The sequence below is a fragment of the Janibacter endophyticus genome (assembly GCF_016888335.1).
Classification (GTDB): Bacteria; Actinomycetota; Actinomycetes; order Actinomycetales; family Dermatophilaceae; genus Marihabitans; species Marihabitans endophyticum.
Genome location: NZ_JAFEJG010000004.1, coordinates 2696249 through 2709565, shown reverse-complemented (window position 1 = coordinate 2709565; position 13317 = coordinate 2696249). Strand labels below are relative to the sequence as shown.

Below are 13317 nucleotides of genomic sequence, written 5' to 3'. Positions count from 1 at the left end.
CAGGCCATGACCGTAGGCTTCGGACCCATGGACGCCTTGCACCTCTTGCTCTACGTCGCCCACATGATCGCCATGGTCGCCATCGTCGTCGGCGCCGTGGTCCCGCCCCAGAGCGGGCGCGTCATCCAGGTCTGGGCCGCGCGCGTCCAGCTGGTCCTCGGCCTGCTCCTCGTGACGGTCCTCGAGATGGGCCGCGACGAGGGTGACCCGTCGCTCAACCACATGAAGATCGGCGTCAAGCTGCTCGTCATGATCGCCGTCGTCGCGTGCGCGGAGATCAGCAACGCGAAGTACAAGCGCGGCGAGGACGGGAAGACTCTCGCGCTCGCCGCGGCCGGCCTGACGATCGTCAACGCCGCCATCGCCTTCCTCTGGTGACGACCTGACGTGAGGGGCCCGGGGACATCCCCGGGCCCCTTCGTCGTTCCCCCCTCGCTCACCCCTTCGTCCGGCACACCTCGTGACTGTCGGGTACTGCTGAGGTTCGACCGCCGGGAGCCGCGTCTCCCGCGAGATCTCGTCCGGACGCGCGCGAACCTCAGCACGACACGTCAGCTCGCGCGGCGGGCGCGACGCTGGGTGTGGGCGAGAGCGATGACCTCGTGGACCCACCGGTCGTGCTGCATGACGTGCTCCCACGCGAACCGGAGCACCCACCACCCGGTGAGCCCCATCTCGACGTAGCGATGGCAGTCACGCACGATGTCGGAGCGGGTCTTGTGATGCGCATGGCTGTCGGCCTCGAGCGCGATGCGCAGCGCCGGATGCCCGACGTCGGGATGCCGCAGCCGTCCGTCGCGGAACCGCAGCTCGGGCTGCGCCACCCATGACTCGTCCCCCGTCGCGGTGATCGCCGCTGCTCTCAGGCCCGACTCGAAGGGGCCGGCCGACGCCCCGGATGCCAGGCTGAGCACCCGCATCGCCCGCCGGCGCCCGGTGCGGGGCAGCTCCTCGACGGCATGCGCGAGATCGAGCAGCGCGACGTCACCCGTCCGCACGGCGGAGTCGGCGACGGCCAACGACTCGGCCAGGGGCAGGTCCCGCGCACAGTCGATGACCGTGCGTATCGGTGAGGTGCGGGCTCCGTCGACGTCATCGGCGGCCAGCTGTCGGTACCGGACGTCGCGTCCCCGACGGTCAGGGGCCGTGAGGTGGCGCTGCGGTGGCTCAGGGTTGCGCCGATCGTGGCCGCATGGGTGGCGTGCCCCTCGAGGCTGGTCAGCCCGTAGACACCGCGCCGGTGCCGGTGGACCGCGCCGCGGGTGAGGGCGGCCCGGAGCGTGCCCTCGGTGACGACATCGAGGATGTCGGCGGTCGTCGCAGTGCCGCCGATCTGGGCGATGCGCGTCGCGACGAGGTCCATGCCACGCAGTGTGGCGCGAGAGCTCCGTCCCGTGTCGGCCGCTGTCCACAGGCGCGTGTCCTGCTGATGTTCGCGGTCGGTGGAGCGAGAGATGGCCTCAGAAGGGAAGGTCCGTCGTCGAACCTCAGCAGTACCCGACAGTCACGAGGTGTGTCGGGAGGGGCAGGACGAAGGGGTGGACGAGGGGGGGTCAGGGGATGAGCAGGAGCTTGCCGGAGGAGCGGCGGCCCTCGAGGTCGGCGTAGGCCTGGGCGGCGTCGTCCCACGCGTAGCGCCCGCCGATGTGCACGTCGAGCCGCCCCTCGGCGACCGCGCCGAGCAGGTCCGCGGCCCGCGACCGCAGCTCCTCGGGGGTGGCGATGTGGTGGGCGAGGGTGGGCCGGGTGAGGTAGAGCGAGCCGGCGGAGTTCAGCCGCTGGATGTCGAAGGGGGGCACCTGGCCGCTGGCACCGCCGAAGAGCACCATGAGCCCCCGCGGTCGCAACGACGCGAGCGAGGCGTCGAAGGTCGCCGCCCCCACGCCGTCGTAGGCGACGTCGACCCCGTCGTCGTGCCCGAGGCGGTGGGCGGCGGCGAGCACGGCGCGGGCCAGCGCGTCGGTGCCCTCGACGGACCGGTAGTTGATCATCTCAGGGGCGCCGAGATCCCTTGCGACAGAGCACTTCTCGTCGGTCCCGGCGGTCGCGACGACCTGCCCGCCGAGGTGGGTGATCATCTGCACGAGCAGCCGCCCGACGCCGCCCGCGGCGGCGTGGACGAGCGCGACCGTGCCCGGGCCGACGGCGTACGTCGACCGGGTGAGGAAGTGCGCGGTCAGCCCCTGGAGCATCACGGCCGCGGCGGTCTCGAGCTCGACGCCTTCGGGGACGTGCGCCACCTTGTCGACGGGGACGATCGCGACCTCCGCGGCGGCCCCGAGGGTGAAGGGCCAGGCCACCCGGTCGCCCGGGACGACCTCGGCCACCCCTTCGCCGACGGACCGGACGACCCCGGCCCCTTCGTTGCCGATGACGAAGGGAGTGTCCGTCGGGTAGACGCCCTCGCGCTGGTAGACGTCGATGAAGTTCACGCCCACGGCCGCGACCTCGACGGCGATCTCGCCGGGGCCGGGGGCGGGCTCGAGCCGTGACTCGACGGCGAGGACGTCGCCACCGCCGGGTCGGGTCGCGACGAGCGCTCGGATGTCGGTCATCCCGTCAGCCAACCAGAGACGCGACGACGTCGTCGAGCATCGTCTGGGTGAGCCGGCCGGTGAAGGTGTTCTGCTGGCTCACGTGGTAGCAGCCGACGAGGCTCACCTGCCGTCCGGTCGGCGTCACGAGCACCGCCCGCGCCCCGTGCCCGAAGCGCGGCTTGGGCCGCGGCACCTCCCAGCCGGCGGCGCGCACCGCCGCGATCGTCGCGTCCCAGCCGATCGAGCCGAGGCACATGATCGAGCGGACGTGCGGCTCGGAGAGGGCGAGGTCGGCGAGCAGCCAGGGGGAGCAGGTCGCCTTCTCGAGCGTCGTCGGCTTGTTCTGCGGCGGGGCGCATCGCACCGGCGCGACGATGCGCGCGCCGACGAGCTCGAGCCCGTCACCGGCGTGCGTCGAGTCCGGCTGGGTCGCCAGCCCCGCGCGGTGCAGGGCGGCGTAGAGCCAGTCGCCGGAGCGGTCGCCGGTGAAGTTGCGGCCGGTGCGGTTGGCGCCGTGGGCCGCCGGCGCGAGCCCGACGATGAGCACGGGCGCGTCGACGGGGCCGACGGCCGGGACCGGCCGCCCCCAGTACGGCTGGTCGGCGAAGGCGGCGCGCTTGGTCACCGCCACCTCCTCGCGCCACGCGACGAGCCGGGGGCAGGCGCGGCACACGGAGATCCGCGCCGCGAGCTCGTCGGGGTCCTCGGTCCCGGCGAGCCGGCGCACCTGCGCGGCGGTCCGGGCGACGGGCGTCGCGTCGGTGGCCGGGTCGTCCGGCCACCCCGTGCCGGGCGGCACCGGGGAGGCGAAGGGGGTGCCGGTCACCGGGTGGGGGAGGAGGGGTCCCGTCGTCGCGCTCATCGCCCCACTATCCACCCGACGACGGCGGGATCGCCCGACCCCTCCCCTTCGCCCTCCCCGGCCGCTAGGGTCGAGGAGTCCAGTCCGAGGGCCGCTGCCCTCGGTCGCGGCCACAGCACCAAGGGAGGCAGCTATGGCTACGAACGACCGCGAGACGGTCCTGGAGGTCATGCGCGCCACGCGCATCGCCGTCATCACCTACGAGGACACGCAGGGGCGCCTCGTCTCCACGCCGATGGGCACGCAGGACGTCGAGGACCCCTCGACCGTCTGGTTCATCACCCGCACCGACTCCGAGAAGGCCCACGCGCTCCGGGCCAACCCCCGGGTCAACGTCTCGTACAGCTCGGACAAGGGCTGGGTCTCCCTCTCGGGCACCGCCGAGGTCGTCGACGACCGCGCGAAGCTCGAGGAGCTGTGGGACCCGTCCGTGAGCGCCTTCATGGAGGGTGGCCCGGCGACCCCGGAGAACGGACTCCTCAAGATCACCGGTGACACCGCGCAGCTGTGGGAGTCGCCGGGCAAGGTCGGCATGCTCCTCCAGCTCGCCAAGGGACTGGTGAGCAAGGACAAGCCGGCCGACGACTCGGACGCACCCGTCGTCGACCTGTAGAGCGACCGCACCCCCCACCAAGGAGAGTCATGAGTGAGACCACCGGACCCGCGACCCCGACCAACCCCAAGGACAGTGCGCCGCAGGGCCCCAACCTCGGCAACGCCGGCCACTCGACGACCCTCGGTGGGGGCGCGGCCGCGTCCGACCGGCACAGCCTGACCCTCGGCCCGGACGGGCCGCTGCTGCTGCACGACCACCACCTCGTCAACACGCTGGCGCACTTCAACCGGGAGAACATCCCCGACCGCAAGCCGCACGCCAAGGGTGCCGGCGCGTTCGGCGAGCTCGAGATCACCGGCGACGTCAGCCAGTACACGTGCGCGGCGCTCTTCCAGCCCGGCACCAAGACCCGGATGCTCGCGCGCTTCTCGACGGTCGCCGGAGAGGCCGGCTCGCCCGACACCTGGCGCGACGTCCGCGGCTTCGCCCTGAAGTTCTACACGACCGAGGGCAACTGGGACCTCGTTGGCAACAACACCCCGATCTTCTTCCTCCGCGACCCCATGAAGTTCCCGCACTTCATCCGTAGCCAGAAGCGCATGGGCGCCTCCGGCCTGCGCGACCAGAACATGCAGTGGGACTTCTGGACGCTCAACCCCGAGTCGGCGCACCAGGTCACCTACCTCATGGGTGACCGCGGTCTGCCCCGCTCGTGGCGGTACATGAACGGCTACGGCTCGCACACCTACATGTGGCACAACGAGGCCGGCGAGAAGTTCTGGGTGAAGTTCCACTTCCACAGCAACCAGGGCGTCGAGAGCTGGACCGGTGCCGATGCCGAGCGGATCGCCGGCGAGGACGCCGACTTCCACCGCCGCGACCTCTTCGAGGCGATCACGCAGGGCGACCACCCGAGCTGGACGCTGCGCGTGCAGGTCATGCCGTACGACGAGGCGAAGACCTACCGCTTCAACCCCTTCGACCTCACGAAGACCTGGTCGCACCACGACTACCCGCTCATCGACGTCGGCACGATGACGCTCAACGAGAACCCGGAGAACTTCTTCGCGCAGATCGACCAGGCCTCCTTCGCGCCGAGCAACATCGTGCGCGGCATCGGCTTCTCGCCCGACCGCATGCTCCTCGCGCGGGTCTTCGCCTACGCGGACGCCCAGCGGGCGCGGGTCGGGGTCAACCACGACCAGCTCCCGGTCAACCGGCCGATCGTCGAGACCAACACGTACACCTTCGACGGGCCGATGCGCTACGACCACTCCGGTCCGGCGGCGACGTACGCAGCGAACTCGGCCGGGCGCCCGTACGCGGACGACGACGGCCCGGCGGCGGACGGCTGGGAGGCCGACGGCGAGATGCTCCGCGCCGCCCAGACCCTGCGTGAGGACGACGACGACTTCGGTCAGGCGGGCACGCTCGTGCGCGAGGTCTTCGACGACGCCGCGCGCGACCGCTTCGTCGAGACGGTCGCGGGCGGGCTGCTCTCGGGCGTCAGCGAGCCGGTCCTCGAGCGGGCCTTCTGGTACTGGAAGTCGGTCGACGCCGAGATCGGTCGCCGCATCGAGGAGCGGGTGCGCGCCGGCGGTGCCGACGGCGGGCCGGGCTTCGACGCCGACAAGGCCGAGGCCAAGGAGCCCCAGACGATCCGGGAGAGCGACACCAACGCGGCCACGTGAGGACAGAGCCGCAGGCGAAGGGGGTCCCGCCGGGGCCCCCTTCGTCGTGCCCGGGGAGAGGGGCGACCGTTCGCACCACGATCCTGGTCGGAGCAGCGGGGCGGGTCTAGCCTCGCCGCACGGCCAGCGGCACCCGCCGCCGACCCCATCACTCTGGAGGTCGTACCGATGACAGCTCAGCTCCGCCGCCCCCTGACGGCCACCGCTCTCGCACTCGCACTCACCGCCACGGGCGCCGCGACGCTGCCGGCGTCGGCCCACGGCCCGGACCACCCGCCGACCGTCGTCGCGACCGGCCTCAGCAGCCCGCGCCACCTCTCCTTCGCGCCGAACGGTGACCTCTACGTCGCCGAGTCGGGCGCGCCCTCGGACACCCAGGGGCCGTGCATCGAGCACCCCGAGTTCGGCGCGGTCTGCCTCGACGACACCTCCTCGATCACGAAGGTCTCGCGCCGTGGCGGGCAGTCCCGTGTCGTCACCGGGCTGCCGAGCCTCGTGAGCGGGCAGGAGTCCACCGGCGCCTTCGACGTCCTCGTCCACGGCAGCACCCTGACCGTCGCGATGGGTCTGGGCGGGACCCCGGACCTGCGCGCCCAGCTCGGGCCGAGTGCGGCCCCGCTCGGCACCGTCGTCGACGTCCGGCTCCGCCGGGGCACGGGCGACGGCACGAAGGCCCGGATCCGGACCGATCTTGCCGCGTACGAGGCGGCCCACGACCCGGGCGGCGAAGGGGTGGACAGCAACCCGGTCGACCTCGCACCGATGCGCGGTGGACGGGTCGTCGCGGTGGACGCCGGCGGCAACGACGTCTTCACCCTCAGCCGTCGCGGGCGCGCGGACGTCCTCGCGGTCTTCCCCTCCCCGGGGGAGGCTGAGCTGCCGCCCTTCACCGGTGCGCCTCCCGGGACGATGGCCCCGTTCGAGTCGGTGCCGACCGCGGCGGCCCAGGGGCCGGACGGCGCCTGGTACGTCTCGGAGCTCACCGGATTCCCCTTCCCCGCCGGCAGGGCGAGCATCTACCGGGTGGGCAAGCACGGCCAGCGCACGGTCTACGCGACCGGCCTAACGAACGTCACGGACCTTGCGTGGCACGGCCGTTCGCTCTACGCCGTGCAGATGGCGGACGAGGGCCTGCTCACCGGGTCGACGGGCTCGGTCGTGCGCGTCAGCACGCACGGCGCGCACCGGACGGTCGTCGACGACCTCCCGACGCCGTACGGCATCGCGATCCGGCACGACAAGGCCTACGTCACGACCGGGTCGACCTCGCCCGGTGACGGTCAGGTGGTCGTCGCGCGGCTGCGCTGAGGGTCAGTCGTCGGAGGCCGGCGGGACCTGCGCCCCGTAGGCCTCGTCGCGCTCGGCCTACCCGAGCAGCGGTGCGAGATCGACGTGCTCGTCGTCGATGCTCGCGTGGAGGTCGCCGAGCGTGGCGAAGCGGTCCGGGACCGTGAGCACGGTGAGGTCCTGCGGCTCGACGTCGGCGACCTCGTCCCACGTGATCGGGGTCGAGACCGTGGCCCGGGCGTTGCCGCGGACGGAGTAGGCGGCGGCGATCGTGTGGTCGCGCGCGTTCTGGTTGTAGTCGACGAAGACGGCGGTGGGGTCGCGGTCCTTGCGCCACCAGGTCGTCGTCACGTCGTCCGGCGCCCGCCGCTCGACCTCGCGGGCGAAGGCCAGCGCCCTTCGGGAGCCGCTTCTGGTGGACCTTCGGCCCGTCGATCCCCTTGGGGTACCGGTGCAGCATGGTCGGCCGCTCGCGCAGCGCGCGGAGGATGCCGTCGCCGACGGCGAGGTAGTACTGCGCGAGGTCGAGCTTGGTCACCCCGGCCTCGGGGAAGTAGACCCGCTCGGGCGAGGAGATCCGCACGCCTTCACCCTGCTGCACGAGAGCGAGCGCGAGGCCTTCGAGGCGCAGGTGGCGTCCCTGGGAGTCGGCACCACCCTGCTCGTGGACACCTACGACGTGACCGAAGGGGTGAGGACGGCCGTCGAGGTCGCCGGCACCTCCCTCGGTGGCGTGCGTCTCGACTCGGGTGACCTCGTGGTCCAGGCGAGCGAGGTCCGCGAGCAGCTCGACGCGCTGGGCGCGACCGAGACCAAGATCGTCGTCACCTCCGACCTCGACGAGTACGCCATCGCGGCCCTCGCGGTCGCCCCCGTCGACACCTATGGCGTCGGCACCCGGGTGGTCACCGGGTCGGGCCACCCGACGGCGTCGATGGTCTACAAGCTCGTCGCCCGCGAGGACGACGAAGGGCGGATGATCGGCGTCGCCAAGAAGAGCAAGGACAAGCAGTCGGTCGGCGGCCGCAAGTACGCGCTGCGTCGGCGCAACCCGCTCGGGCGCGAGCACGCCAGCCTCGAGGGCGCGCGTGCCCGGCACGAGGCCTCGGTCGCCGAGCTGCCCCGCTCGGCCCACCAGCTGAGCCAGGGTCAGCCCGCGGTGGAGACGGTCTTCCTCACCGAGACCCCGTAGCGGTCTCGACCCGCCCTCACAGCGCAGCGCCCCCGGGTGTGCGGGCAGGGTAACGCGGCCTTTACGTCCGCAGACCGGGCGCGAAACACGGCCTTGCGAGCCTCTCGGCATGACCACGACGCTGCCCACGAGCACCGCTGCCGCAACACCCGCCGCTGGTCCCGTCCGCCGAGCCGGGCGCTGGATCGACCACTGGGAGCCGGAGGACGCGGGGTTCTGGGCCGCCGGGGGTCAGGCCGTCGCCCGCCGCAACCTCGGGTGGTCGGTGCTCGCCGAGTTCCTCGGCTTCTGCGTGTGGGCGCTGTGGAGCGTCGTCGTCCCGCAGCTGAACGGCGTCGGCTTCGCCCTCACCCTCGACCAGCAGTTCTGGCTCATCGCGGTGCCGAGCCTCGTCGGCGCCTTCCTGCGCGTCCCCTACACCTTCATGGTCCCGCTCGTCGGCGGGCGCAACTGGACGATCATCTCCGCGCTGCTGCTCCTGCTGCCCACTCTCTCCCTGGCCTGGGTCGTGGGCCGGCCGGAGACCCCCTTCGCGCTGCTCCTCGGCATCGCCGCACTCGCCGGCTTCGGCGGGGGAAACTTCGCCTCGTCGATGACCAACATCTCCTTCTTCTTCCCCGAGGCGGAGAAGGGGAAGGCCCTGGGGCTCAACGCCGCTGGCGGCAACCTCGGCACCGGCATCGTGCAGCTCGTCGTCCCCGCCGTGATCGCGATCGGCGCCGGGATCCACCTCGAGCGGGCCGGCCTGCTCTTCGTGCCGCTCGTGCTGCTCGCCGCGCTCGGCGCCTGGCGCGGCATGGACAACCTCAGCACCGCGCGGTCCGACCACCGCAGCTGGGCGAAGGCCGCGACCCACCCCCACACCTGGATCATCTCCTTCCTCTACATCGGCACCTTCGGCTCCTTCATCGGCTACTCGGCGGCCTTCCCGACGCTGCTCACGAGCCAGTTCCCCGAGGTGACGACGTCGATCGCCTTCGTCGGCGCGGTTCTCGGTGCCGCGAGCCGGCCGCTCGGCGGGACCATCGCCGACCGGCTCGGCGGCGCGCGGGTGACCATCGCGGCCTTCGTCGTCATGGGGCTCGCCGCGGGGCTGGCGATCCTCGCCCTCTCCGCGCACTCCTTCGTCCTCTTCCTGCTCGCGTTCCTCGTGCTCTTCACCGGGGCCGGCATCGGCAACGGCGCGACCTATCGGATGATTCCGGCCGTCTTCCGGGCCGGGGTGCGTGACGGGGCCGAGCTCGCGATCGCCCGCCGCAGTGCCGCCGGCTGCATCGGGATCGCCGGTGCGGTCGGTGCCGTCGGCGGCTTCCTCGTGCCGCGTGGCTTCGCCATGTCGACGACGGGCTTCGGCTCGCTCGTGCCGGCGATCGGGGTCTTCATCGCGGCCTACGTCCTCATGGCGACGCTCACGTGGGCGGTCTACGTCCGCCGCGGCGCGCGCCTGGCCGGCGAGGGCATCTGATGGTCGACAGCCACTGCCCCTACTGCGCGCTGCAGTGCGCGATGACGATGGAGCCGGTGGGTCTCGGGACGGCAGGTCTCGAGGGTCGGCCGCGGACGGCCTCCCACCTCGACCAGCGAATTGAGGTGGAGGGCCGCGACTTCCCGACCAACCGGGGCGGCATGTGCCGCAAGGGGTGGACGTCGGCCGAGGTGCTGCGCGCACCCGACCGGCTCACCACTCCCCTGGTGCGCGGCTCCGAAGGCGAGCTGCACCCGATGGGCTGGGACGAGGTGCTCGACCTCCTCGCCGACCGGCTGCGGTCGATCGCTGCCGAGCACGGGCCGGACGCGGTGGCCGTCTTCGGCGGTGGCGGGCTGACGAACGAGAAGGCCTACCAGCTCGGCAAGTTCGCCCGGGTCGCGTTGCGCACCAAGCACATCGACTACAACGGCCGCTTCTGCATGGCCTCTGCCGCGGCCGCCGCCAACCGTTCGCTGGGTATGGACCGGGGCATGCCCTTCCCCATCACCGACCTGGACACCTCCGGCGCGATCCTGCTCCTCGGCAGCAATGTCGCCGAGACGATGCCTCCCTTCGTCGGGCACCTCGCGGGAGCTCGCGCGGCCGGTGGGCTCGTCGTCGTCGACCCGCGCCGCTCGGCCACGGCCGACCTCACCGACGACGGGCAGGGCGTCCACCTGCAGCCCGTCCCCGGGACCGACCTCGTCGTGCTCCAGGCGCTGCTGCACGTCGTCCTCGCCGAGTCGCTCGCCGACGAGGCCTACCTCGCCGAGCGGACGAGCGGGCTCGACAACGTCGCCCGCTCCGTCGCCGCGTGGTGGCCCGAGCGGGCCGAGCAGGTCTGCGGGGTGCCCGCTGACGACCTGCGGGCGACCGCTCGGCTGCTCGCGGCGGCCAGCCCCGCACGGGGAGGCGCGGGCGTCCACGTCCTCACCGGGCGCGGCGTCGAGCAGTCCACCCAGGGCACCGCGACGGTCACCGCCGCGATCAACCTCGCCCTCGCGCTCGGCCTCGTCGGACGCGAAGGGAGCGGCTACGGCGCCCTCACGGGTCAGGGCAACGGCCAGGGTGGGCGCGAGCACGGGCAGAAGGCGGACCAGCTGCCCGGCTACCGGATGATCGCCGACCCGGCCGCCCGCGAACACGTCGCCGCGGTCTGGGGCGTCGACGCCGACGACCTGCCCGGCCCGGGCCTGCCGGCCGTCGAGCTGCTGCGCTCCCTCGGCACCCCCGGCGGACCCCGGGCACTTCTCGTCCACGGGGCCAACCCCGTCGTCAGCGCGCCGCGTGCCGACGCGGTCGCCGAGCGGCTGCGTGCCCTCGACCTGCTCGTCGTCTGCGACGTCGTCCCCTCCGAGACCGTCGCCCTCGCCGACGTCGTCCTGCCCGTCACGCAGTGGGCCGAGGAGGAGGGCACGATGACCAACCTCGAGGGCCGAATCATTCGCCGCCGCAAGGCGATCGACCCGCCCGAGGGAGTCGTCTCGGAGCTGTGGGTGTGGTCGCAGCTCGCCGCTCGCCTCGATGCCCCGGGCACGTGGTCGACGGTCCCGTCGGAGGTCTTCGACGAGCTGGCCAGGGCGAGCGTCGGCGGCCGCGCCGACTACTCCGGGCTGAGCCACGCCCGCCTCGACCGCGAGAGCGACCTGCACTGGCCCTGCCCCGCCAGCGGCGAAGGGGAGGCACCTCACCCGGGCACACCGCGCGCCTTCCTCGACGACTTCCCCACGCCCGACGGCCGTGCCCGGCTCGTGCCCGTCGACCACGTCGGCCCGGCCGAGGACCTGCGGCGCGATGCCCCGCTCTTCCTCATCACCGGGCGCGTCCTCGAGCACTACCAGTCGGGGGCACAGACCCGCCGGGTGGCAGCGCTCCTCGCGGCGCAACCGACCCCCTTCGTCGAGGTGCACCCACTCCTCGCCCACCGCCTCGGCATCGAGGAGGGCGACCAGCTCGACCTGCGCACCGCGCGGGCCACGGTCAGCGCGCCCGCGCGGATCACCGACCGGGTCCGGCCGGACACGGTCTTCATGCCCTTCCACTTCGCCGGTGCCGGGAGCGTCAACCGGGCGACCAACGACGCGGTCGACCCGATCTCGTCGATGCCGGAGTTCAAGGTGTGCGCCGTCGACGTCGCCGCCAGCACCACCGATCTCGTCCCCGAGCCGCTGGAGGTCAGCGCATGAGCCACATCGTCGTCATCGGCTACGGGATGGTCGGGTCCCGATTCGTCGAGGACCTCACGGCCGCCGACCACGCCGGCGAACACCTCGTCACGGTGCTCGGCGACGAGGCCTGCGAGCCCTACAACCGGGTGCTGCTCAGCGACGTCGTCGCGGGCACGCGCGGGCTCTCGGCGATCGCCCTCCCCGCGCCCGACCACCCGCGCGTCACGGTGCAGCGCGGCGTCGCGGTGCGGGCGATCGACCGTGGGCGCCGCGACGTCGTCCTCGCCGACGACTCGCGCATCCCCTACGACGAGCTCGTCATCGCCACCGGGGCGGCCGCCCGGGTCCCGGCGCTCCCGGGTCTCGGTGACGGTCCCGGCCGGGGTGACCTGCCGAGCGGGGTGCACGTGCTGCGTTCCATCGACGACGCCCGCGAGATCATCGCGGCCACGCTCAACGCGCGCCGCGCGATCGTCCTCGGCGGCGGCGTCCTCGGACTCGAGGCGGCGAGCGGGCTCGCCCGGCGCGACCTCGCCGTCACTGTCGTCCACCCCTTTCCCGCACTCATGGAGCGCCAGCTCGACGAGGGGGCCAGCCGGGTCGTCGAGTCGACGCTGCGCCGCACGGGTGTCGACCAGCGCGTCGGCGTCGGGGCGCAGGAGGTCGTCGTCGAGGAGGGCCGGCTGCGGCGGGTGCACCTGACCAACGGCGAGGTGCTCGCCGCCGACCTGCTCGTGCTGTCGACCGGCACCGTGCCGAGCACCCAGCTGGCCGAGGCGGCCGGGATCGACGTCGACCGCGGCGTCCTCGTCGACGCCGACCTGACGACGAGCGACCCGCACGTGCACGCCATCGGCGACTGCGCCCAACCTCCCGGCGGCGCCAGTGGTCTCGTCGCCCAGGGGTGGGAGCAGGCCCGCCGTCTCGCCGACCGGCTCACCGGTCGCGACCCCGAGGCCGTGACCACCGGCGTCGGCGACGTCGTCAAGCCCAAGACCCACGGTGTCGACATCGTGACGATGGGCGTGTGCGGCAGCGGGCGCGTCGACGACCCCGCCCACCGTGTGGTCCGGCTGAGCGACCCGGCTGCCGGACGGCACCTCGAGATCGTCGTGCGCGACGGCCTCCTCGTCGGCGCCACCGCCGTCGGGGCAGGCCGCGTCGGCACCGACCTCATCACGAGCTACACCCGCCGTACTCCCCTGCCGGCCGACCCGGCGCACCTGCTGCTGCCGGCCATCGCGCCGGCCGCCACGACGATGCGACGGGACTCCCCCTCGCTCATCCCGGACCGGGCGACGATCTGCCGCTGCAACGGCGTGACGAAGGGGGACATCCGCACCGAGTTCGCCTCCGGCGCAACGACGCTGGAGCAGGTGGCCGAGAGCACCCGGGCGACGACCGGCTGCGGTGGGTGCACCGACGCGGTGTGCGGGATCCTCGACTGGCTCGGCGCCGACGCAGGCCCCTCACAGACCGCGACCACGCCCGGTGAGGGCGGGTTCACACCGGGGAAACACGACCAAGACCGAGCCGAAACGAGGGCTTCCTAAGTT

The 13317-nt window shown here is 72.9% G+C and carries 10 protein-coding genes and 2 pseudogenes; 8 read left to right on the top strand and 4 right to left on the bottom strand.

Translation table 11 applies throughout. The features are described from left to right. The first annotated feature begins 27 nt into the window (after positions 1 to 27). A complete protein-coding gene (locus JNO54_RS12960; protein WP_204144265.1) occupies positions 28 to 378 on the top strand; it encodes a hypothetical protein in 351 nt (116 codons plus the stop codon). A 173-nt stretch (positions 379 to 551) separates the two neighbouring features. Here the strand turns inward: JNO54_RS12960 and JNO54_RS12955 are convergent, their stop codons facing one another. The 3 genes from JNO54_RS12955 to JNO54_RS12945 all read right to left on the bottom strand — a co-directional run bounded on the left by JNO54_RS12955 (position 552) and on the right by JNO54_RS12945 (position 3399). Next, on the bottom strand, positions 552 to 1019 hold the full coding sequence (locus JNO54_RS12955; protein WP_204144264.1) for a putative endonuclease domain-containing protein: 468 nt from the start codon (positions 1017 to 1019) through the stop codon (positions 552 to 554). A 534-nt stretch (positions 1020 to 1553) separates the two neighbouring features. Then, a complete protein-coding gene (locus tag JNO54_RS12950) occupies positions 1554 to 2555 on the bottom strand; it encodes a quinone oxidoreductase family protein (RefSeq protein WP_204144263.1) in 1002 nt (333 codons plus the stop codon). 4 nt (positions 2556 to 2559) lie between these two features. Beyond that, positions 2560 to 3399: a uracil-DNA glycosylase gene (locus JNO54_RS12945; RefSeq protein ID WP_204144262.1), complete on the bottom strand. Its 840-nt coding sequence runs from the start codon at positions 3397 to 3399 to the stop codon at positions 2560 to 2562. 133 nt (positions 3400 to 3532) lie between these two features. On the opposite strand from JNO54_RS12945, the gene JNO54_RS12940 reads away from it, so the two are divergent. From JNO54_RS12940 to JNO54_RS12930, 3 genes are all read left to right on the top strand, one after another. Then, positions 3533 to 4012, top strand: coding sequence for a pyridoxamine 5'-phosphate oxidase family protein (locus JNO54_RS12940; RefSeq protein ID WP_204144261.1), 480 nt, complete (start codon positions 3533 to 3535; stop codon positions 4010 to 4012). A 29-nt stretch (positions 4013 to 4041) separates the two neighbouring features. Then, entirely contained in the window at positions 4042 to 5646 is a 1605-nt protein-coding gene (locus tag JNO54_RS12935; protein WP_204144260.1) for a catalase, read from the top strand. Between the two features lie 168 nt (positions 5647 to 5814). Then, a complete protein-coding gene (locus JNO54_RS12930) occupies positions 5815 to 6954 on the top strand; it encodes a ScyD/ScyE family protein (RefSeq protein ID WP_204144259.1) in 1140 nt (379 codons plus the stop codon). Positions 6955 to 7011: 57 nt separating this feature from the next. Here the strand turns inward: JNO54_RS12930 and ligD are convergent. Further along, positions 7012 to 7564: pseudogene (ligD, locus tag JNO54_RS12925) on the bottom strand (non-homologous end-joining DNA ligase LigD). On the opposite strand from ligD, the pseudogene JNO54_RS12920 reads away from it, so the two are divergent. The 4 genes and pseudogenes from JNO54_RS12920 to JNO54_RS12905 all read left to right on the top strand — a co-directional run. After that, positions 7514 to 8125 (top strand): annotated as a pseudogene (locus JNO54_RS12920) (nicotinate phosphoribosyltransferase); the annotation flags it as partial. The pseudogenes ligD and JNO54_RS12920 overlap by 51 nt on opposite strands. Before the next feature lie 109 nt (positions 8126 to 8234). Continuing rightward, positions 8235 to 9590 carry an MFS transporter gene (locus tag JNO54_RS12915; protein WP_204144258.1) on the top strand — a complete coding sequence of 452 codons (1356 nt, stop codon included), beginning with the start codon at positions 8235 to 8237 and terminating at the stop codon, positions 9588 to 9590. Further along, positions 9590 to 11779, top strand: a complete 2190-nt coding sequence (locus tag JNO54_RS12910; RefSeq protein WP_204144257.1) for a molybdopterin oxidoreductase family protein — start codon at positions 9590 to 9592, stop codon at positions 11777 to 11779. The genes JNO54_RS12915 and JNO54_RS12910 overlap by 1 nt, the downstream gene beginning before the upstream one ends. Next, complete coding sequence (locus tag JNO54_RS12905; protein ID WP_204144256.1) at positions 11776 to 13314, top strand: FAD-dependent oxidoreductase; 1539 nt, start codon at positions 11776 to 11778, stop codon at positions 13312 to 13314. Before JNO54_RS12910 ends, JNO54_RS12905 begins: the two co-directional genes overlap by 4 nt. Positions 13315 to 13317: the final 3 nt, after the last annotated feature.